The organism is Sporosarcina sp. GTC18466, from assembly GCF_055389225.1.
Map to the genome: position 1 here is coordinate 2,431,716 of NZ_AP044037.1, position 19,420 is coordinate 2,451,135.

The 19,420-nt window shown below is 52.5% G+C and carries 23 protein-coding genes; 19 read left to right on the forward strand and 4 right to left on the reverse strand.

The annotated features are described in order from the left end of the window. Positions 1 to 72 precede the first annotated feature (72 nt). Genes ACZ5FK_RS11980 through ACZ5FK_RS12010 form a run of 7 tightly spaced genes read left to right on the forward strand, consistent with a single transcriptional unit; the run spans position 73 to position 5,854 of the window. Positions 73 to 2,445 carry a Na+/H+ antiporter subunit A gene (locus ACZ5FK_RS11980; RefSeq protein WP_464807424.1) on the forward strand — a complete coding sequence of 791 codons (2,373 nt, stop codon included), beginning with the start codon at positions 73 to 75 and terminating at the stop codon, positions 2,443 to 2,445. Beyond that, on the forward strand, positions 2,432 to 2,854 hold the full coding sequence (locus ACZ5FK_RS11985; protein ID WP_464805131.1) for a Na(+)/H(+) antiporter subunit B: 423 nt from the start codon (positions 2,432 to 2,434) through the stop codon (positions 2,852 to 2,854). Before ACZ5FK_RS11980 ends, ACZ5FK_RS11985 begins: the two co-directional genes overlap by 14 nt. A 2-nt stretch (positions 2,855 to 2,856) precedes the next feature. After that, positions 2,857 to 3,201, forward strand: a complete 345-nt coding sequence (locus tag ACZ5FK_RS11990; RefSeq protein WP_464805132.1) for a Na(+)/H(+) antiporter subunit C — start codon at positions 2,857 to 2,859, stop codon at positions 3,199 to 3,201. Continuing rightward, positions 3,194 to 4,690 (forward strand): Na+/H+ antiporter subunit D, encoded by a 1,497-nt coding sequence (locus tag ACZ5FK_RS11995; protein ID WP_464805133.1) that lies wholly within the window; start codon positions 3,194 to 3,196, stop codon positions 4,688 to 4,690. Before ACZ5FK_RS11990 ends, ACZ5FK_RS11995 begins: the two co-directional genes overlap by 8 nt. A gap of 44 nt (positions 4,691 to 4,734) precedes the next feature. Beyond that, the gene (locus tag ACZ5FK_RS12000) at positions 4,735 to 5,217 is read left to right on the forward strand and encodes a Na+/H+ antiporter subunit E (protein ID WP_464805134.1); all 483 of its coding nucleotides are present in this window, start codon (positions 4,735 to 4,737) and stop codon (positions 5,215 to 5,217) included. After that, the gene (locus ACZ5FK_RS12005; RefSeq protein ID WP_464805135.1) at positions 5,218 to 5,502 is read left to right on the forward strand and encodes a Na(+)/H(+) antiporter subunit F1; all 285 of its coding nucleotides are present in this window, start codon (positions 5,218 to 5,220) and stop codon (positions 5,500 to 5,502) included. Continuing rightward, positions 5,480 to 5,854: a Na+/H+ antiporter subunit G gene (locus ACZ5FK_RS12010; protein WP_464805136.1), complete on the forward strand. Its 375-nt coding sequence runs from the start codon at positions 5,480 to 5,482 to the stop codon at positions 5,852 to 5,854. Before ACZ5FK_RS12005 ends, ACZ5FK_RS12010 begins: the two co-directional genes overlap by 23 nt. An 18-nt stretch (positions 5,855 to 5,872) precedes the next feature. On the opposite strand, the gene ACZ5FK_RS12015 is transcribed toward ACZ5FK_RS12010, so the two are convergent. Next, positions 5,873 to 6,892, reverse strand: a complete 1,020-nt coding sequence (locus ACZ5FK_RS12015; RefSeq protein ID WP_464805137.1) for a DmpA family aminopeptidase — start codon at positions 6,890 to 6,892, stop codon at positions 5,873 to 5,875. A gap of 180 nt (positions 6,893 to 7,072) precedes the next feature. Between ACZ5FK_RS12015 and ACZ5FK_RS12020 the strand changes: the two genes are divergently transcribed. From ACZ5FK_RS12020 to ACZ5FK_RS12030, 3 genes are read left to right on the forward strand one after another with little or no spacing between them, the layout of a single operon-like run. Further along, positions 7,073 to 7,420: an ArsR/SmtB family transcription factor gene (locus ACZ5FK_RS12020; RefSeq protein ID WP_464805138.1), complete on the forward strand. Its 348-nt coding sequence runs from the start codon at positions 7,073 to 7,075 to the stop codon at positions 7,418 to 7,420. A 4-nt stretch (positions 7,421 to 7,424) separates the two neighbouring features. Next, complete coding sequence (locus tag ACZ5FK_RS12025) at positions 7,425 to 9,533, forward strand: heavy metal translocating P-type ATPase (RefSeq protein WP_464805139.1); 2,109 nt, start codon at positions 7,425 to 7,427, stop codon at positions 9,531 to 9,533. A gap of 17 nt (positions 9,534 to 9,550) precedes the next feature. Then, positions 9,551 to 10,666, forward strand: a complete 1,116-nt coding sequence (locus ACZ5FK_RS12030) for a GNAT family N-acetyltransferase (protein WP_464805140.1) — start codon at positions 9,551 to 9,553, stop codon at positions 10,664 to 10,666. A gap of 62 nt (positions 10,667 to 10,728) precedes the next feature. Here ACZ5FK_RS12030 and ACZ5FK_RS12035 read toward each other — a convergent pair whose 3' ends face one another. After that, complete coding sequence (locus ACZ5FK_RS12035) at positions 10,729 to 10,884, reverse strand: lmo0937 family membrane protein (protein WP_464805141.1); 156 nt, start codon at positions 10,882 to 10,884, stop codon at positions 10,729 to 10,731. Positions 10,885 to 10,996: 112 nt separating this feature from the next. Here ACZ5FK_RS12035 and mntR point away from each other — a divergent pair, with 112 nt between their 5' ends. The 5 genes from mntR to ACZ5FK_RS12060 all read left to right on the forward strand — a co-directional run bounded on the left by mntR (position 10,997) and on the right by ACZ5FK_RS12060 (position 14,468). After that, positions 10,997 to 11,404 (forward strand): transcriptional regulator MntR, encoded by a 408-nt coding sequence (gene mntR, locus ACZ5FK_RS12040; protein WP_464805142.1) that lies wholly within the window; start codon positions 10,997 to 10,999, stop codon positions 11,402 to 11,404. A 66-nt stretch (positions 11,405 to 11,470) separates the two neighbouring features. Further along, positions 11,471 to 12,328, forward strand: a complete 858-nt coding sequence (locus ACZ5FK_RS12045; RefSeq protein WP_464805143.1) for a CvfB family protein — start codon at positions 11,471 to 11,473, stop codon at positions 12,326 to 12,328. A 63-nt stretch (positions 12,329 to 12,391) separates the two neighbouring features. Beyond that, complete coding sequence (locus ACZ5FK_RS12050) at positions 12,392 to 13,276, forward strand: DUF1002 domain-containing protein (protein ID WP_464805144.1); 885 nt, start codon at positions 12,392 to 12,394, stop codon at positions 13,274 to 13,276. A 99-nt stretch (positions 13,277 to 13,375) separates the two neighbouring features. After that, positions 13,376 to 13,657, forward strand: coding sequence for a GNAT family N-acetyltransferase (locus ACZ5FK_RS12055; protein WP_464805145.1), 282 nt, complete (start codon positions 13,376 to 13,378; stop codon positions 13,655 to 13,657). A gap of 331 nt (positions 13,658 to 13,988) precedes the next feature. Continuing rightward, positions 13,989 to 14,468 (forward strand): DUF4064 domain-containing protein, encoded by a 480-nt coding sequence (locus ACZ5FK_RS12060; protein WP_464805146.1) that lies wholly within the window; start codon positions 13,989 to 13,991, stop codon positions 14,466 to 14,468. Between the two features lie 88 nt (positions 14,469 to 14,556). Here ACZ5FK_RS12060 and ACZ5FK_RS12065 read toward each other — a convergent pair whose 3' ends face one another. Further along, positions 14,557 to 15,051 (reverse strand): N-acetyltransferase family protein, encoded by a 495-nt coding sequence (locus tag ACZ5FK_RS12065; RefSeq protein ID WP_464805147.1) that lies wholly within the window; start codon positions 15,049 to 15,051, stop codon positions 14,557 to 14,559. Between the two features lie 206 nt (positions 15,052 to 15,257). Between ACZ5FK_RS12065 and ACZ5FK_RS12070 the strand changes: the two genes are divergently transcribed. The 3 genes from ACZ5FK_RS12070 (at position 15,258) to ACZ5FK_RS12080 (ending at position 17,002) form a co-directional block, all read left to right on the forward strand. Continuing rightward, positions 15,258 to 15,695, forward strand: coding sequence for a hypothetical protein (locus ACZ5FK_RS12070; protein WP_464805148.1), 438 nt, complete (start codon positions 15,258 to 15,260; stop codon positions 15,693 to 15,695). A gap of 225 nt (positions 15,696 to 15,920) precedes the next feature. Further along, on the forward strand, positions 15,921 to 16,703 hold the full coding sequence (gene yidC, locus ACZ5FK_RS12075; protein ID WP_464805149.1) for a membrane protein insertase YidC: 783 nt from the start codon (positions 15,921 to 15,923) through the stop codon (positions 16,701 to 16,703). A gap of 53 nt (positions 16,704 to 16,756) precedes the next feature. Next, positions 16,757 to 17,002 carry a hypothetical protein gene (locus ACZ5FK_RS12080; RefSeq protein WP_464807425.1) on the forward strand — a complete coding sequence of 82 codons (246 nt, stop codon included), beginning with the start codon at positions 16,757 to 16,759 and terminating at the stop codon, positions 17,000 to 17,002. Positions 17,003 to 17,062: 60 nt separating this feature from the next. On the opposite strand, the gene ACZ5FK_RS12085 is transcribed toward ACZ5FK_RS12080, so the two are convergent. Beyond that, entirely contained in the window at positions 17,063 to 18,211 is a 1,149-nt protein-coding gene (locus ACZ5FK_RS12085; RefSeq protein WP_464805150.1) for an MFS transporter, read from the reverse strand. 148 nt (positions 18,212 to 18,359) lie between these two features. Here ACZ5FK_RS12085 and ACZ5FK_RS12090 point away from each other — a divergent pair, with 148 nt between their 5' ends. After that, positions 18,360 to 19,400, forward strand: coding sequence for a M15 family metallopeptidase (locus tag ACZ5FK_RS12090; protein WP_464805151.1), 1,041 nt, complete (start codon positions 18,360 to 18,362; stop codon positions 19,398 to 19,400). Positions 19,401 to 19,420: the final 20 nt, after the last annotated feature.

Below are 19,420 nucleotides of genomic sequence, written 5' to 3' on the forward strand. Positions count from 1 at the left end.
AATCTGACCAAAATGTGAAATGGAGGTCTCTTTATTTTGATTGTTCTATTCGCGATTTTTCTCCCTTTCCTCATGGCAATTTTTGTCCCGTTTCTATATAAACGCTTCCCAGGCAAGCGGATCGGATGGTTCGTGCTGTTTGTGCCTGCAGTGCTGTTTGGCTTGCTTGCCTACCTCGTGCCGCAGATTGCCCGGGGCGCCACTTATACATATACTGTCCGCTGGATTGATTCCGCGGGGATCAATTTCACTACATATCTGGATGGCCTCAGTATGATTTTCGGCTTGCTGATTACAGGTGTCGGAAGTCTTGTCATCCTTTACTCCATATACTATTTATCCGAACGTGAAGCGCTCGGGCGTTTCTATGTCTATCTGCTGCTGTTCATGGGCGCGATGCTCGGCGTCGTCTTTTCGGATAACCTGATGGTGCTGTACGTGTTCTGGGAGCTGACGAGCATTTCCTCGTTCCTTCTGATTGCGTTCTGGTACCACCGGAAACAGTCCCGCTACGGGGCGAAAAAGTCCATGCTCATTACGGTGACGGGCGGAGTGGGAATGCTCGCTGGCTTCCTGATGCTCCACTTTCTGACAGGTTCATTCAGCCTTCGGGACATTATCGCCGCATCCGCATCCTTGCATGAGGAGCCGCTGTTCATCGCGGCGATGGTGCTTGTGCTTCTTGGGGCCTTTACGAAGTCCGCGCAGTTCCCGTTCCATATATGGCTTCCGGACGCGATGGAAGCTCCGACGCCGGTGAGTGCATATTTGCATTCTGCGACAATGGTCAAGGCGGGAATTTATCTGGTCGCCCGTTTCACGCCAGTGTTCGGTGCAGAGCCGGGATGGTTCTATACCGTGACTTGCGTCGGTCTCTTCACCTTGTTCTGGGGGTCATTCAACGCCATTCGGCAGACGGATCTGAAAGCGCTGCTTGCCTATTCGACGGTCAGCCAGCTGGGCCTGATCATGAGCCTGCTCGGTATCAGTTCTGCCGCCCTGCGGGAAATCGATCAGGCGGATGCTCTTCTGTTCACTGCGGCGGCATTTGCAGGCCTTTTCCATCTGATCAACCACTCGACATTCAAAGGTGCTTTGTTCATGGTCGTCGGGATTGTGGACCATGAGCTTGGAACACGTGATATTAGGCGCCTCGGCGGACTGATGTCGTTCATGCCGCTGACGTTTACGATTGCGCTCATCGGCAGCTTTTCGATGGCGGGTTTGCCGCCGTTCAACGGATTTTTGAGCAAGGAGATGTTCTTTGAGGCCACGCTGCTCGTCAGGCAGCAGGACTTCCTGTCAGACCAGTCCCTGTCCTTGATCATTCCGGTCGTCGCCTGGATTGCAAGTGTACTCACATTCGTCTATTCGATGATCATCGTCTTCCGGACATTCTTAGGAAAGCCGCAAACGGAGCGCGTGATCCGCGAAGCGCATGAGCCTCCGCTTGGCATGCATATTGCGCCGCTCATCCTTGCCTGTTTTGTCGTCGGCATTTTCTTCTTCCCGAATCTTATTGGGACTTATGTGTTGTCGCCGGCGATGGAAGCAGTCTTTCCAATGTACAGCGGCCAGTCTCAGCTAGTTCCAGAAATAGCGGCCTGGCACGGATTCAACATGCCGCTTCTTCTGACGGCGGGCGTGATTGTCTTCGGCGTTGTCTTGTACAGGCTGCTGGAAAGATGGAGGCGCATCTATTCGTTCGGACCGCTCCGCTGGAATCTCGATTCCCTTTATAATACGGCGCAAATACAGATGGAGAGCATGTCGACCTTGCTGACAAACCGGTATATGACAGGGCATCTGCGGGATTATTTCACGTATATCTTCGTCTTCTTCATCCTGACGATCGGGGGCGGCATCCTATGGATCGGCTTCCCGCGGATCGATCTCTCGGGAGGGGCAAGCGTGACGGTCAATGAGTACGTCATCGTCTCGGTCATGGGCCTTGCGGGCGTTGCCATCCTCTTCGCGAAATCGCGCAAGACGGCCATCATCTTGAACGGCGTCCTCGGGTATTCGATCGCCGTCCTCTTCGTCTTCCTGCGCGCACCCGATCTCGCGCTTACACAGATTGTCGTCGAGTCCGTGACGACTGTCCTGTTCCTTCTCTGTTTCTACTTCCTGCCTGACTGGAAGAAAGAGAATGTGAAGAAGTCGAAAAAGATCACGAATATATTCATTGCAGCCGGAGCGGGCGCAGTTGTGACAATCATGGCACTCATTGTGCAAGGCAACCGGCTGTTCGATTCGGTCTCCTCATTTTTCGAGGATGCTTACAACTTGGCGGGCGGACGGAATATCGTCAATGCGATTCTCGGCGACTTCCGTGCATTCGATACGATGCTCGAGGTGGTCGTGCTGTTCATTGCGGGGATCGGCGTGTTTACGCTGATCAAGCTGAAAGGGCGGAAAGGGGGCAATGACGTTGGAGATCAATGATGTCATTCTGAAAACAGTTTCGAAGATTGTCGTTTTCATCATCTTGACGTTCGGCGTGGAACTGTTCCTGTCCGGCCATCATGAGCCGGGGGGCGGCTTCATCGGCGGGCTTGTCCTGTCATCGGCTTTCGTGCTCATGTACCTCGTCAACGATATCGAAACGATCCATAAAGGGATTCCGTTCGATTTCAAGAAAGTGGCCGCATTCGGCGTGCTGCTTGCGGTTGGGTCAGGGATTGTCTCTGTCCTGTTCGGTTCGAGTTTCCTCGGACAGGGCGTGCGCCATGCAGATCTGCCGATATTCGGAGACACGGAAATCGCATCGGTCATCGTGTTCGAGGCGGGAGTGGCCCTGACGGTTGTCGGGGTCGTCGTGACCATCATCTTAAGCATTAGTGAGGACGTGTAGCGATGGAAACATTACTTACATTACTTGTCGGTGTGCTTGTGGCGGTGGCGGTCTATTTATTGCTGTCCAAGAACATGATACGCATCATCTTAGGGTCGGCCATCCTTTCCCATGCGATCCATCTCCTGTTATTGACGATGGGCGGGTTGAAAAGGGGCGGAGTTCCGCTGATCGGGGAAGGATTGCCGGAGGGAAATTATACGGATGCCTTGCCGCAAGCGCTCATTTTGACTGCGATTGTCATCAGTTTTGCGGTGACCGCGTTTCTGCTCGTCCTGGCGTATAGGACCTATCAGGAAACGGGAACGGATGATTTCAGCATGCTGCGGGGGGATGAAGATGAATAATCTGCTTGTCCTGCCGATGGTCGCCCCGATTCTGACTGCCATCCTTCTCGTATTTCTTACAAACAGGCCGGGGGCGCAGCGGCTTCTGGCGTTGCTATCCATCGTCTTGACGGCCGGTATTTCCGCTTATTTGCTGGAACGGGTGAGGAAGGGCGGCATCCTGCGGCTTGATTTTGGCGGGTGGCTGCCTCCGCATGGCATTTCATTCGTCGCGGATTCTTTTGCGCTGTTGCTTGTGGTGACGTCTTCGATCATTACTGGAATCCTGCTGATCTATGCGTTTGCGACGACGAGCCGTGAGTTGGAGTCGAAATTCTTTTACCCGTTCATCTTTTTCCTTGTCGCGGGCGTGAATGGTTCCTTCCTCACGGGGGATATTTTCAATTTATTCGTCTGCTTTGAGGTCATGCTTCTTTCCTCATATGCCTTGATTGCGATCGGCGGCCGGAAAGTCCAGCTGGCCGAATCGATCAAATACATAGCGATCAACGTGTTATCCTCGTGGTTCTTTTTACTTGCGATCGCCTATTTATACGGAACGGTCGGCACACTCAACATGGCGCATATCGCCGTGCGGGTGGGGGAGGCGGGCCAAGGGCCGATGCTGACAGTCGTCAGTCTTGTGTTCCTGCTCGTGTTCAGCCTGAAGGCGGGGCTCCTGCTTTACTTCTGGCTGCCGGGATCCTACAGCGTGCCGCGGACCGCGGTTGCAGCGCTGTTCGGCGCCCTGCTGACGAAAGTCGGGATGTACGCGATGTTCCGCGTATTTACGCTGATTTTTCATCATCAGCCGGATGTGACACATACGCTCATCGGCCTAATGGCGCTGCTGACGATGATCGGGGGCAGCATCGGGGCGATTTCAACCGATGATGTGAAGAAGATCATCTCCTATAATGTCGTCATTTCTGTCGGTTTCATCATGATCGGGCTTGCGGTGTCTACCGATATGGCTTTCCAGGGGGCTGTTTATTATCTGATCCATGACATGGTCGCAAAAGCGCTGCTGTTTTTGGCCGGCGGAACGATGGTCTACCTGGCGGGGACATCACGCATCAGCCGGATGAGCGGGTTGATCCGCAACTATCCGGTACTTGGCTGGCTCTTTTTCGTATCGATTCTGTCACTCGTCGGCATCCCGCCTCTCAGCGGATTTATTGGCAAGGTGTTCATCGGAGAAGGGGCGATAGAAGCGGGTGCTTTTGTACTGCTCGGGGCAGGGTTCATCTCAAGCCTGTTCGTGCTCTATTCACTGCTGCGCATCTTCATGAACTGCTTCTGGGGGGAGACGATCATGAGTGAAGAGGATGAAATGCCGATGACGAAAGGGATGGCTGTGCCGATTGTCCTTCTAGGAGTGCTGACGGCAGCAATCGGACTCGGGGCGGAATTCATATCCCCTTATGTAGAGGATGCGGCGAGAACACTATCGGAACCCGGCCTTTATATTGATGCTGTCCTGCCGGGAAATGAAGGTCCTTCGGAATGAACAGGCGGCCGCTTGCATGCCGCCCGGAAAGAGGTGACGAGTAGATGCCTGCCCAATTATTATTGAACCTTTTCATCGCCTTCCTGTGGATGACGCTAATGGATGAGGATGAACTGCGGTTCACGACATTTCTCACCGGATTCATCGTCGGGATCGCCATCCTCTTTGTGATGCACCGCTTCTTTGGCAACCAGTTTTACTTGAGGCGTCTGTATGCATCCATCAAACTGCTGTACATCTTCATCTGGGAATTGACATTATCAAGCGCGATCGTGCTTCGCCAGATCTTGAGCCCGAAACTTGATATCGAGCCGGGAATCTTCAAATACGAGACCGAACTGAGGAGCGAGGTGGAAGTGACGATGCTGTCGATGCTGCTCACCTTGACCCCGGGATCGGTCGTCATGGAAGTGTCTCCGGAAGGGAATGTTCTGTTCATCCACGCAATGGATGTCGAGAAATCACGGGAAGGTTTGCTTAAACAGCTGCGGAATTTTGAGAAGGCGATCAAGGAGGTGACCCGCTGAATGATTACTATCATATTGGCCGTTTCGATCATCCTGTTCGCCATCGCGATCGGCATCGCTGTCATCCGGATCATTCTCGGACCGTCGATGCCGGACCGGGTCATTGCACTTGATGTCATCGGGGTGAACCTGATTGCGACGATTGCCGCCTATTCCGTCATCATGAATACGAAGGCGTATCTCGAAGCGATCCTCATTTTAGGGATCCTTTCGTTCATCGGGACTATCGCGTTTTCAAAATCCATCGAGAGGGGGGTCATCGTTGAGCGTAGACGAAATCGGTGAGTATATCGGGGCACTGCTGATCCTGACAGGCGGAATCGCCAGCGTCATCAGCGTCTTCGGCCTGATTCGGCTGCCGGATGTGTATACGCGGTCGCATGCAGCCACGAAAAGTTCCACGCTTGCGGTGCTGCTGACGCTGTCGGGCGCTTTCATTTACTTCCTCTCCAAAGAGAATTTCATCAGTGTGCGGCTGCTGCTCGGAATCGTCTTCGTCTTTCTGACAGCACCTGTCGCAGGCCACTTGATCATCCGGGCGGCGTATCGCTCCCGGGTAAAGCTCGCTGACATCTCGACTGAAGACGAATTGTACGATGTGCTCCATAAAGGAAAAGAAGAGAAGGAGGCGGACTGATCATCCGCCTCCTTCTTTTTATTTCGGCCAGGCCTTTACTACGCGTCCGAGTCGTCCATCCGTTGTCTCCGCATGGAGGAGTGACTGGAAGACAGCCTCCTCCGTCGCGTCGATCGCTGCAACGAACAAGTCTTTCATGAGCGGGTGATCGTCGCGTATATGCATACGCCGCTCGACCGGGCTGTCGCTCTTATGCTCTGTCAGCTGGGCATTTGAAAAGGAGATGATGATATCACCGCTGCCGTTATGCACATTTGTTCCTGTCCGTCCGAGACCGATTGCCGCCCGTCGCGCGAGGCGGGTCAATTGCCGGCTGTCGAGCGGGGCATCCGTTGCAACTACGATGATCACTGACCCGTCCGGCTTTTCCTCATGATTGCCGTTTTCCGGTGCTGCAGCCGGTGCCGTTTTCCCGTTCCTCCTGAGCCACTCATCGATCAGGCATTCTTCGGTATCGCCGAAGTTTGTCAGTGTCAGCACGCCTACCGTATAGCGCTCCTCGCTGCGCGTGACGACGCGGGAAGACGTGCCGATCCCTCCTTTTGCCCCGAAGCAGACCATCCCTCTGCCGGCACCGACGGCTCCTTGTGCGACCGGTCCCTCTTCTGCAATCCGGATCGCCTCTTCGGCGTGCTCCGGTTTCACCGCCAACTCCCTGATTGAGTTCAAGTAGCCGTCATTGCATTCGCCTACGACGATATTGACAGTACCTGCCGTATCGCCGATGGCAGGATTCTCCTTAAGCATATGCCGCAGCGTCCCCTCGAGCACCGAGGCGACGCTGAGCGTATTTGTCAGCATGACCGGTGATTCGATCAGGCCAAGTTCCTCGATTTGAAGGAGGCCGGCTGTTTTGCCGAAGCCGTTCAGGACAAAATGCCCCGCGGACACCTTCTGTTCGAAGGGATTGCCGCCGTGTGGCAGGATCGCTGTCACGCCGGTGCGTATGCATGCATCTCCGCGGTCTTCGTCAAGTGTCACATGCCCGACTCTCACGCCGGGGACATCTGTGATCGCATTCCATTTTCCATGTTCCATCTTCTGCACCCGCTTTCTGATCTACTGCTCCTTACTCTTGTTCGGTATGGAAATGAATTCCCCTTCTGCAGAAGCGGAAATTTATATTCAAATGCCGGTTTGATTATCCTTGCAAAAGAGAATTCGAATGCATACAATAGGTATAATCAAATGAGCATTTGAATGAAGGGGGAATATAAAGTGAACCAGGATATGTGCGAAGTGATCAATGTCCACGATGATGTTGTGGAGAATGCCCGGCGCATGATGCCCGATATAGCTGGAATGGCACTTATTTTTAAAGCGCTCGCAGATGAGACGCGGCTGAAAATCGCCTATTCGTTAACCGTGGAGAAGGAAATGTGCGTCTGTGACGTGGCAGCGGTGATCGGCTCGTCGAATGCGACGGCTTCGCATCATCTGCGCTACTTGCGGGATCATGGGCTGGCGAAGTCGGAGCGTAAAGGGAAGATGGTTTATTATTCGCTTGCGGATGATCATGTATACGATTTGCTGAGAATTTCGCATGAACACGCGGCTGAGGGGTGATGAAATGGAAAAAGCGTTCGAAAGGACGGAATATCGACTTATCAATTTGAGCTGCGCCAACTGTGCGGCGAAGTTTGAGAACAATGTGAAGAACCTGCCGCGAGTGCAAGATGCCCAGGTGAACTTCGGTGCTTCGAAACTCTCCGTTATGGGAGATGCCAGCCTTTCGGAACTCGAGGCGGCCGGCGCATTCGACGGCATCAAAGTCATGCCGGCGGGTGCACGCCGGATCGAGAAGAAAACGCCTTTCTTCAAGCGCAAGGAGAATATTGTAACAGGGCTGTCGCTGCTCTTCCTGCTGGCAGGATTGATCGTCTCGCACGGCTATGGGATGGATCAGACGGGCACCGCGCTGTATGCTGCTGCCATTGTAGTCGGCGGAACAGGGATGTTCATCACAGGCATCAAGAATCTTGTGCGCCTCGACTTTGATATGAAGACGCTCATGACGATTGCGATCATCGGGGCAGCAATCATAGGAGAATGGCAAGAGGCGGCTGTTGTCGTCTTCCTGTTTGCTGTGAGCGAAGCGCTTGAAGCGTATTCGATGAATAAAGCGCGCCAGTCGATCCAGCAGCTGGTCGATATTGCGCCGCCGACCGCCTTTGTGAAGAGGGACGGGAAACTTGTAGAACTGGCCACAGAAGAGATCGGGATCGGCGATGTCCTACTCGTCAAACCGGGACAGAAGATCGCTATGGACGGCATCGTGCTGTCCGGGCAATCGACTGTCAACCAGGCGAATATCACAGGGGAATCCGTGCCTGTGGTGAAGAGAGCGGAGGACGAGGTGTTTGCGGGGACACTGAATGAGGAAGGTGCCCTCGAAATCCGGGTTACAAAGCTCGTCAACGATACGACAATCGCAAAAATCATCCATCTGGTGGAAGAGGCCCAGGCAGAAAAAGCACCTTCCCAGAAATTTGTAGATAAATTCGCGAAATATTATACCCCGGCTGTCATTGGAGTCGCCTTGCTCGTCGCCGTCATTCCTCCGTTATTCACAGGGGCGTGGCATGAGTGGGTGTACCAGGGGCTTGCGGTTCTGGTCGTCGGTTGTCCGTGCGCACTTGTCGTCTCGACGCCTGTCGCCATTGTCACGGCAATCGGCAATGCAGCTCGGCGCGGCGTGCTGATCAAAGGCGGCGTGTATCTCGAGGAGATGGGCCGGATCGATGCGGTCGCTTTCGATAAGACAGGGACGCTGACGAAAGGGTATCCTGAAGTGACGGATTTCGTTGCGGTGGATGAAGCCGGCTGCGGACAGCTGCTCAGCCGCATCGCTGCAGTGGAGTCGATGTCCCAGCACCCGCTTGGGAATGCAATTGTGTCGTATGCACGCGCGAAGAAGACCATCGATGCGGAGGCGTCTGATTTCCAGTCTGTCACAGGAAAAGGGGCATATGCCGTAGTGGACGGCGTCAAGGTGTCCATTGGAAGCCTTACATGGATCGAAGAAATTGCGAAAACGCCTCAGGAGGCGGTTTTGCATGCAAAACAGCTTCAGGATGAAGGGAAATCCGTCATGGCGATTGCTGAAGGAGACAATTACAGCGGACTGATCGCTGTAGCGGATCCAGTGCGGGAAGAAAGCGAAGCGGTGCTGAAAGGGCTTGCGGCATCGGGCATCCGGCATACGGTCATGCTGACGGGTGACCATGCAGCGACGGCGAATGCCATTGCTGCAAAGATCGGGGTGACTGATGTCCGTGCGGGGCTGATGCCGGATGAGAAATTGATGGCAATTAAAGAACTTGGAGAAACGTACGGCCGGGTCGCCATGGTCGGCGACGGCGTCAATGACGCACCGGCGCTTGCCGCCTCCTCCGTAGGAATTGCCATGGGCGGTGCAGGCACGGACGCGGCTCTTGAAACAGCCGATATCGCACTTATGGCGGACGACTTGGATCAACTGCCGTATACAATGAAATTAAGCCGAAAAACATTGCGTATCATCAAAGAAAATATTATGTTTGCATTAGGATTAAAAATTGTAGCTTTGCTGTTGATCATCCCGGGATGGTTGACGCTTTGGATCGCCATCTTCGCTGACATGGGTGCTACATTGCTCGTTGTCTTGAATTCCTTGCGGCTGATGCGCATCCAGAAGTGATGAATGGGGGAATTCTAATGCAATTACGAGAATGGACGATGGAGGAACAGGAGCAGCTCATCCATTTTTTGACGACAAACACGTGGCCGTTCCATGGAAATGCCCATCCGGAACGGGACTTGATCGAGAAGACGATTGAAGAAGGCGGATATGAATCTGATGAAGTAAAGACATTTTGGGTGCTGAACAACGAAGAGGATATTGTCGGCATTGTAAAACTGTATGATCTGCAGGATGAAATCCCGTTGTTCGACCTCAGGATTGCGGACCGGTACCGCGGCTTCGGCTACGGACCGGCCGCGCTCCGGCTTGTGACGGAATATGTCTTTGGCATGCCGGAAGGGAAAATCCGGCTGGAAGGCCACACGCGCCAGGATAATCTGGCGATGCGGAAGACGTTTGAACGTGCTGGTTTTGTAAAAGAGGCCCATTTGCGGAAAGCTTGGTTTTCTCCGAAAGAAGGCTCGTATTATGATGCGGTTACATATGGAATGACGCGGGAAGATTTTCTGGAAGGCACGACGACGCCAGTGGAATGGGAAGATGACCGAGCGGAGAATGCCGGCCCGAAAGGAATCCCGAACTTTCCGCAAGTCTTCGAATCCGAGCGGCTGCTCATCAGGATGCCGGAGATGGGCGATGCGCTGGATGTGTGGAATGCCGTGAAGCGTTCCCTTGCTTCACTTTCTGCATGGATGCCATGGGCGACGCCGGAGTATGATCTGCATGCGGCGGAAGAAAATTTACGCAAAGCGATTGCTGCATTCATTCTACGGGAAGATCTCCGGCTTCACCTGTTCTTGAAAGAGACAGGCGAATTCATCGGCTCCTCTGGCCTGCACCGCATCGACTGGACCATCCCGAAATTTGAGATCGGCTACTGGTTAGATGAGAAGTTTGAGGGGAAAGGCTATATGACGGAAGCTGCCCGGCGCATTACGTCCTTTGCCTTCGAGGAGCTTGGAGCGAAGCGGGTGGAGATCCGGTGTGATGAGGAAAACGAAAAGAGCCGGGCGGTCGCGGAGAGGGCCGGCTACCCGCTCGAAGGAGTCCTGCGGAACGATTCCTTATCAGCGGATGGTAAACAGTTACGTAATACGTGTATTTATGCGAAAATAGAAGAAGATGCATGAGGCGGATCCAACTCTGCCGGCAGCATAGAAAAAGGATGCCGCATGAGGGCATCCTTTACATGCTATATGGACCTTCGTCCTGTCAATAGTTGAATGACGAATAGGATACCGGCAACAACAAGCAATAAGTGGATGAGGCCGCCGCCGATTTTCATGACAAATCCGATGAGCCAAAAAGCTAGTACGAGTACGATGATGAACCATAATATTTTGCCCATTTTTGCATTCACTCCTTTATTTGGTGGTACAAAAATAATACCCCTTTTGAAGAAGCGGTAAACCGGAGGGGATGCGGGCAACCATTCAGAGCGGCTAGGAAGGGGTGACACATTGGCGACACCAAGCATGGAAGATTACATTGAACAGATTTATCTCCAATACGAATCCAGAGGGGAAGCGCGCGTCTCTGATGTTGCTGAGGCCCTGGAGGTGCTTCCGTCTTCCGTCACGAAGATGGCGCAGCGTCTCGATAAGGAAGGGTATCTCGTCTATGAGAGATACCGGGGCCTCGAACTGACGGAAAAAGGATTGAAGTTCGGAAAGAAACTTGTCCATCGGCATGCGCTGCTGGAGCAGTTCCTGCGCATCATCGGGGTGGAGGAGAAGCATATCTACACGGACGTCGAAGGGATCGAGCATCATCTGAGCTGGAATGCGATGGACCGGATCACGGACCTTGTGGAAGCGATGGAGGAAGACACGGAATTTGTAAGGAAGTTGAAAGAACGGCAAGTGTGATATAGCGGCGCACTTGCAATCACATGCACGCGGCCATCCGCCTGCATGATGGAAAGGACGATTGATGTGGAACAATTGCAATCAGGGTATACAGTGACGATGACCATCGTACGGGAAGAAGGCTCGCGGTGGGTGCTTGACGGAGGCGATACGGAAATTTTTCTGAACAAATCGGAGGCGGATCCGGAATTGGCAGCAGGAGACAGCGTGGATGTCTTCCTGTACCGCAACCGGAGAGGGGAGCTTGCTGCAACCGGCAATCTGCCGAGCGTGACATGCGAGTCATTCGGCTGGGGCCGGGTCATCCGGCTTGACGACCGGGAAGGGGCTTTCATCGATATCGGCTCATCGTTCGAAGTGCTCGTGAACCGGGCGGATCTTCCGCGGCTGAAATCACTTTGGCCGCAGATCGATGACCGGTTGTTCATGACACTCCGAACCGACCAGGGCGGCAATATTTTCGGCCGCCTGGCGACAGAGGAACGGGTGCTGGAATTGATTGGATCGGCACCTGCCGAACTGATGAACAAAAATGTGCAGGCACGCCCTTACCGTCTTCTCCCCGTAGGCTCATTCCTGCTGAGCGAAGACGAACTGTATCGTATATTTGTCCACCGCGACGAGCGGGAACGCGAACCTCGGCTTGGAGAAGAAGTCGATGTGCGTATCATTGGCGTGCGAGACGACGGAACGCTGAACGGCTCTTTATTGCCAAGGAAGCAGGACAGGCTTGGGCCGGATGCCGAGCAGATCCTCGGTTATCTGTCGGAGGTCGGCGGCAAGATGCCGTTTGGCGACAAGTCTTCGCCTGACGAAATCCAAGAGATGTTCGGCATGAGCAAAGCGGCTTTCAAGCGTGCGCTCGGCAAGCTGATGAAAGAAGGCCGGATCAAGCAGGAAGACGGCTGGACACAACTGAAATAAGTGCGGGGAACCTTTTTGATTTCCAAATCGTACTAATCGATAGATGAAGAGGGGGTGCCATCTATGAAACGATTATTGGCAATGACAGCCGCATTTCTGCTGGTGTTTGGCGTGTTTGCAGGTTCCACTGTAAAAGCGGAGAAGGCGATAGATGAGAAACTCGGTGTGCCGATTGTCGTGTATGGGGCGAATCTATCGGATACGGAGAAAGAAAGCGTGAAAAAGAGTCTTGGCGTCGAGCAGGAGGCGGAAGTGGAGGAGATCCTCGTCGACGGCTCGGATCTCGTCAAGTATATCAAGGACGGCGATCCGAAAGCGCGCATGTATTCGTCCGCCAAGATTACAAGAAAAGAAGCGGGCAAGGGACTGCAGATTTCCATCGTCACGCCTGACAACATCACGCAGGTGACTGCGGATATGTACGCGACTGCCATGCTGACGGCGGGTGTCGAGGATGCGGTCGTCGAAGTGGCGTCGCCGAAAGCGGTGACAGGCCATTCCGCGCTTGTCGGCATTTACAAAGCATATGAAGTATCGGGCGAAACGCTGGATACGGAACGGACGGATGTCGCGAACGATGAGTTGAACCTCGCGACCCGGTTCTCAGGCAATGGCATCGACAAGGACAAAGTGGCAGAACTTTTGACGCAGATCAAGAAAGAGATCGCGGAGAACAAGCCGGCCACGAAAGAGGATGTTGAAAAGATCGTCAATGAACAGCTGAAAAACCTGAAGATCGAATTGAGCGATGCGGACCGTCAGTTGCTGATCGACTTGATGGACCGGATCCGGAACCTCGACATCGATTTCAGCAAACTGTCCGACCAGCTGAACGATATGGCAGCGAAGATCAAAGATAAAATCGGTGAAATCGACCCGGGCTTCTGGGAAAAGGTGAAGCAATTTTTCGCCGATCTGTTTGATTCGATCAAATCCTGGTTCAACTGATGCCGTTTGAATCCTTTGACAATGCTTTTGGAAAGCCAGTACACTGAATGGACCGGACGGCGGAATGACTGCCCGGAAACGCGATAAGGAGTGAGTGGCATGGATTTTGAATTTGTCGAACTTGGCGGGGATGCCTTTGCATTCCAATCGAAGAAAGACGGAAGCACACAAGCGGAAATCACATGGACGCAGCTCGGGGATGTCATGGTGATGGACCATACATTCGTCTCGCTAGATCTGCGCGGACAAGGGGTCGCGAAGCAGCTGCTCGACCGTGCTGCGGAATATGCCCGGGAAAAGGGATATAAAATGGAAGCGGTCTGCTCCTATGTCGTCACGGCGTTTGAGCGGTATAAAGAGTACGACGATATCAAGGCATAAGAAAAAGGCGATCCTGATCATGGGATCGCCCTTTTTCATATATATGAGTGCCAAATCAAAGTCCCCATGCAAGAGTGACAACATAAACAATTCCGGTCAAAACAGATGCGCCCGCGACGGTGTAAAGCATGTCCGTCTGAGTAAATGATAGTTTTCTCCCCATTTCCATGCTCTCCTTTCGCCTTCATAGGTGAAATTTCTACTAGTCTTGATATACCCCGGCTCTGAAAATATGAAACGTTCCTCCTGAATGTAGTGAAAACGAAACTTCAGGACGCCTATCACGTATAATGGGTATATCGAATTTTTAGAGAAGAAAGGTGTGCATCTCATGAACCGCACAGCGGAAAAGGTATTATCCATCATAGCCGTCGTTTTGACGGCGATCAGCACCATATTCGGATTTTTGGGCGTCGCCATCTTCAACATGCTGAAGAACGACCCGGCATTCAAAGAGGAGATGACGGCATCCCTGCTGGAAGACCCGGCCCTCAGCATGGATGACGTGGACCTGTTTTTCAACATCATCGATATGATGGGCGGTTTCATCTGGTTACTCATCATCGCGATGATCATCAGCATCATCTTGAACATCATCGGAATCGTCAACATCTGGAACAATAAGAACGCGAAGCTTGCGGGCATCCTATTCATCATTGCCGGCCTGTTTGCAGGAATCCTTACCTTGCCGTCAATTCTGCTCTACATCGCGGGTATCCTTTGCTTCACGAAAAAACCGCCATTGCAAGACACGCAGTACGGAAACGCGCCATATCCAGAAGGCGATTCCGACTCGATGCGCCCGCTTTGACGGATGTGCAAAAAAACGCCTTCCGGCCGAATCAGGCTGGAAGGCGTTTTCCCATATAAAAGACCCTCCCGAGTGGAAGGGCATCCGTTCAAACGAGGACAGGTTCATTGATCGTATAGACGTATTGTGCAGTTTCAACCGGGTATCCTTCAAAATACTCATGAAAGACATCAAGCAGTTCGAAGCCCTGCTTTTCATAGAAGGCCCGTCCGCTTTCATTCCGTCCGTCGACATAGACGAAGAGTTGTTTTGCCTGACGCAATGAATACAATGCGTATTCCATCAATTTTTTGCCATAGCCCGCCTGCTGATATTCCGGAAGTATGTACATCGCGGTCAATTCCGAGTCGCCGTCTTCGTCTTCCCTCGTGTAATTGAGGAAGCCGATCGGCACACCGTCTTGTTCGGCAATGAGGACATCCGTCTTCTCCATCCGCTTCAGAAGCATGGCGTCCGAATAGGAACGCTTCAGAAAATCAGTTTGAATCTCTTCCGGAATAATGCCTTGATATGTGTCATTCCAAGTCGCGCGCGCAATTCGCTGCACATGGCCGATATCGCCGGCCGTCATCGGTCGAATCATGTCTCTGTCACCTCAGCTATCCTTTCTGCTATCATAGCAAATTTTTGGCACGGCGACTACGATTGTAACCATAATGAAATATAGTTTTCAGTTATTTTAAAAGTTACATGCTCAACTGGTGGTGGGGGGACTGGAAGTTTTTAATTGTCATGGATAGGGTATACTCATTCTATACTAGTTCGATTATAAGTGAAGGAGTGATTGGCATGGCACGTAAACGTGGGAACGGATTGCTGCTTGCAGGCCTTGCAGCAGGTGCATATGCGTATTTCAGCAAAAAGGAAAACAGGGATAAAGCGGCAGTCGCTTTCAACAACATGAAAACGAAAGTCGAATCGTTTGTGGAATCACAAAAATTAAACCGGTCGGATGCGGTCAAACCGGGCCACTCCGATCCATACGACTTGCAAGACAATAAAATGGTGAGTGAAGGATCGCAGACAAGCGTCCACTACTATAACCAGGAAGTCCAGGATAAATCGAAGGATTCCGAAGAGGACGGCCTTTACCGGAAACAGCAGACCGCTGATTTGACTGGCATGGATGAGAAAGCGGATGAAGACAAAGACCAGAAGAAAACAGATGAGGACCTGCCTAAGCATCCATCGGCAGATCTGAGCAAATCAGACAAGCAAGTAAAATAATGACGCTAAAACGCTTCCGATCTGCGGAAGCGTTTTTTGGTGGAGCGGCGTGAAGAGAATGGCTTTCAGTCTAATTGTTTATTGGCGCTGCGAGGGCGTGAACTGGCGGGTGAGTCGATCACTCTTTCTGTTCACCAGAAGGTCAGAAAGGACGGGAGGAAACATTGGTAATGGGGGAGGGTTTCCTGTATAATTTTCAGTAGTTTGAATTAGTGGGTGAAATCATTGAAGAAACGAATTGGATTGGTCACGATTTTAATGACCGCTGCGGTCTTCCTGAGCGGCTGTTCAGGAGTGCAGAATAAAGAGGGTACATTCTATAGTATTTTCGTGAGACCGATGGAGTGGCTGCTTCATACGCTAGGCGAAACGTTTAGTGGAAGCTATGGTCTAGCGATCATTCTCATCACGGTCGCTGTCCGCCTCATCCTCATGCCGCTCATGCTGAAGAACTACAAGTCGCAGCAGGAGATGAAAGTGAAGATGGATGCGCTCCGTCCGGAGATGGAGGATATCCAGAAGAAGATCAAAGTGGCACGTGACAAGCAGGATAAGGACGAGCAGATGAAGTTGCAGCAGGAAATGATGGGCTTGTACTCAAAGCATGGCGTCAACCCGCTGAACCTGGGCTGTCTGCCGCTGATCATCCAAATGCCGATCATCATGGGCTTGTATTTTGCCATTCTCTACGCACCGCCAGAAGTGAAGGATCATCAGTTCCTCTGGTTTACACTCGGGAAGCCGGATCTGATCATGATGTTCGTTGCGGGTGCTGTGTATTTTGCGCAGGCGCGTGTATCGCTCTGGACGATGCCGGAGCAGCAGAAGCAGCAGATGAAGATGTTCATCTACATGTCACCGATCATGATCATGTTCATCTCTTTCAAAGCGATGGCCGCACTTCCGCTTTACTGGGCAGTCAGCGGGGCATTGCTTGTGTTCCAGACATATCTCGGACGTAAGTTCTATTACAAGGAAATCACGCCGGGCGTTCAAGAAAAGAAATGATAGTTGGAAGGCTGGAGATCCGTCTCCAGCCTTTTTTGGAGGGAATGCTGGTGATGGATGCCAAAAAGGCGCTTGGCGCGGGGATTGCCCTCGCAGCCCTCGCTGCGCTGTTTTTTATCATAAAGCTGAATTTGGATTTTGCGATTTTATCAATGATGGCTTTGTTCACCATGACGAATCTGCTGCGTTCCGTGTCTTTCAAAAGGCAGGGGCTGGAGCGGGAATCGAAGTGGATGCGCTGGCTCGCGATCTTCTTCGCAGCTGCGTTTGTCGTCATTTTTATCATGATTGTTTTGTGAATGAAAAGGACGTTCTCCCGGAACCGATTGCGGCGGAGAACGTCCTTTTTGACGTTGCGTTTATCTGTCAATCAAATCTCGCTTGAAGAAAGCGATGAGGAGAGCGGGAACCGTGCAGACTGTCATGCCGAGAAATGCTATTCCCGGCGACACATCATAAAGGGCGCCCGCGGGAAATGTCAGGATAGCCGTGCTCAGGCTCATTGCAATAGCGGCATAGAAGCCTTGCGCTGCGGCAATCTGGGAGTGCGGCAACCGCTTCGTGATGTATTGGATGAATGCGAAATGGGCGAAACCGAATGAGACGGCATGCAGCACCTGGGTCCCTATAAAGACAGAGGTGACTGGAAACAGATAGATCAGCACCCAGCGGACTGTCGAGCCGGCCGCGGAAATGAGGAACATGGTCGACGGTTTCATGCTTGCCAGCAAGCGGTCTGCCGTCGTGAAAAACAGGATTTCAAACAGCACGGCGATATTCAGGATGACGCCGATGTAAAAACCGTTCACCTGCAGATCTTCCAGGTAGATGAAACCGAAATTGTAGTAGGACGCATGGGCTCCCTGGAGCAGGACGCCGAGCAGCATGACGATGATAAACCCGCGGGAAGCGAAAAGTGTCCGGAAGCCAGTGCCCTTCGCTTTGCTGGCACCCCCAGAAGAGGCGGCCAGTACCTCGGGACCGCCCCGCAGGAAGAACAGCATCATGCCGAAGAGCCCGATGACCATCAGATAAAGGATGGCGGAGCTGCTCCAGATGGCTGTCGCGGCGCCGACGATAAGCAAAGCGATCGTATAGCCGATCGAACCGTACGAACGGCTCTTTCCGTAATGGATGCCGCCCTGCTGCATCAAGATGGACGCGCTGCTTTCAACAGCAGGCAAAATGACAGGATATACAGCGCTGAAAAAGACTGTGACGATTAAGAGCGATGTATACGATAGATCCGGCAGGTAGAGAAGAACCAGCAGGAACGAGAGGACAGTCGTCCATCTAAGAACGTGCAAATACGAAGTGCGGCTCATCAAGAAAGGGAACAGGAACAGAGTCGAGAAGGAACGGGCGACCATGCCGGCCCCCATGATGACGCTCGCCGCAGCGACACTCATCCCTTTATCGGAGTGAAGCCATCCTGTCCAATACGGAAGAAAGACGCCCCACGTGAAGAAAAACACAAAAAAGCCTGTGGAAAGCCAACGTTGATTCATAGAGTAACCCTCGCATTCATTAGAAATGGCATAAAAAAATCGGACCGCGGAAAGACGTGAGCCCAAAATAATGGTAGACTGATAGAGGGCCGAAGTGCTCCATTATGATTTTACATAGTTATCGCTAGAGAAGGAAGGCAAATATAGAATGAATCGAAAAGCGAAGCACCATAGAAAGTCGGGAAAAGCGCTGACCATCATCTTGACCATCGCTGCTGTCGTCATGACGGCGATCGTCGTGTTCATTGGCCTGAATGGCTGGGACGTCGATAAAAGTTTAAAGCAGTTCGGTATTGGCAAGGAAGAGGCGGCGGAAGAGCCAGCTAAGGAGCCGGAAGCCGAGGAACCGGGCCTGGAGGAAGAGGAGCCTGCTGCGACAGATGAACCGGCAGATGAAAACCCGGTTTTGGAAGATCCTGATACAGGCAAGGAAGAACCGGTGAAGCAAGAACCGGAACAGACTGCGCCTGATGAAAAAGATCCCGCCAAAGAACCTGCTAAAGAGCCAGTAAAGGAGCCTGCAAAAGAACCTGTAAAGGAACCTGTAAAAGAGCCAGCCAAGCCAGCCCAGCCACAGAAGCCAGGCAACAAACCGGAAACGCCTGCGAAGAAGCCGGGGACAAAAACGGATAACGGCTATATCGAAGGGCAGCAATTGCCAGCCAAGCCGACGTATATTCAGGGCATTTTGGTCGCAAATAAAAAATATCCGCTCCCAAGTACGTTTGCGCCAGGGGAAAACAAAGAAGCACGTGCGGCATTCGATAAAATGGCTGCAGAAGCGAAGCTATCAGGCTTTGATCTTACTGCGTTCAGCACCTACCGCTCGTACGACTATCAGGTGACGCTCTATGACCGGTACGTCAAAAAGGATGGAAAAGATGCCGCCGACCGCTATAGCGCTCAGCCCGGCTATTCCGAACACCAGACCGGCCTTGCATTCGATATCGGGGAAGTGAATCATGAGAAGCACTGGGCTTCCTCTTCTTTCGGAGGCACGGAAGCCGGAAAATGGCTCTCCGAAAACGCTCACCGTTACGGATTTATCCTGCGCTATCCGAAAGGCAAGGAAAGCGTCACAGGTTATATGCACGAGGCCTGGCATTACCGCTATGTCGGGGAGAAAGTCGCGACAGCCATTCACGAGCGCAACATCACCCTTGAGGAATACTTAGGGATCCATCAATAAAAAAAACAAGCATCCGCCCG

Excerpts from the sequence above, each read along its gene's own strand:
- ACZ5FK_RS11980 (WP_464807424.1), top strand. The coding sequence starts at position 73 with ATGGCAATTTTTGTCCCGTTTCTATATAAACGCTTCCCAGGCAAGCGG.
- ACZ5FK_RS11990 (WP_464805132.1), top strand. The coding sequence starts at position 2,857 with ATGGAAACATTACTTACATTACTTGTCGGTGTGCTTGTGGCGGTGGCG.
- ACZ5FK_RS11995 (WP_464805133.1), top strand. The coding sequence starts at position 3,194 with ATGAATAATCTGCTTGTCCTGCCGATGGTCGCCCCGATTCTGACTGCC.
- ACZ5FK_RS12000 (WP_464805134.1), top strand. The coding sequence starts at position 4,735 with ATGCCTGCCCAATTATTATTGAACCTTTTCATCGCCTTCCTGTGGATG.
- ACZ5FK_RS12005 (WP_464805135.1), top strand. The coding sequence starts at position 5,218 with ATGATTACTATCATATTGGCCGTTTCGATCATCCTGTTCGCCATCGCG.
- ACZ5FK_RS12015 (WP_464805137.1), bottom strand. The coding sequence starts at position 6,892 with ATGGAACATGGAAAATGGAATGCGATCACAGATGTCCCCGGCGTGAGA.
- ACZ5FK_RS12025 (WP_464805139.1), top strand. The coding sequence starts at position 7,425 with ATGGAAAAAGCGTTCGAAAGGACGGAATATCGACTTATCAATTTGAGC.
- ACZ5FK_RS12030 (WP_464805140.1), top strand. The coding sequence starts at position 9,551 with ATGCAATTACGAGAATGGACGATGGAGGAACAGGAGCAGCTCATCCAT.
- ACZ5FK_RS12035 (WP_464805141.1), bottom strand. The coding sequence starts at position 10,884 with ATGGGCAAAATATTATGGTTCATCATCGTACTCGTACTAGCTTTTTGG.
- ACZ5FK_RS12050 (WP_464805144.1), top strand. The coding sequence starts at position 12,392 with ATGAAACGATTATTGGCAATGACAGCCGCATTTCTGCTGGTGTTTGGC.
- ACZ5FK_RS12055 (WP_464805145.1), top strand. The coding sequence starts at position 13,376 with ATGGATTTTGAATTTGTCGAACTTGGCGGGGATGCCTTTGCATTCCAA.
- ACZ5FK_RS12060 (WP_464805146.1), top strand. The coding sequence starts at position 13,989 with ATGAACCGCACAGCGGAAAAGGTATTATCCATCATAGCCGTCGTTTTG.
- ACZ5FK_RS12065 (WP_464805147.1), bottom strand. The coding sequence starts at position 15,051 with ATGATTCGACCGATGACGGCCGGCGATATCGGCCATGTGCAGCGAATT.
- ACZ5FK_RS12070 (WP_464805148.1), top strand. The coding sequence starts at position 15,258 with ATGGCACGTAAACGTGGGAACGGATTGCTGCTTGCAGGCCTTGCAGCA.
- ACZ5FK_RS12080 (WP_464807425.1), top strand. The coding sequence starts at position 16,757 with ATGGATGCCAAAAAGGCGCTTGGCGCGGGGATTGCCCTCGCAGCCCTC.
- ACZ5FK_RS12085 (WP_464805150.1), bottom strand. The coding sequence starts at position 18,211 with ATGAATCAACGTTGGCTTTCCACAGGCTTTTTTGTGTTTTTCTTCACG.
- ACZ5FK_RS12090 (WP_464805151.1), top strand. The coding sequence starts at position 18,360 with ATGAATCGAAAAGCGAAGCACCATAGAAAGTCGGGAAAAGCGCTGACC.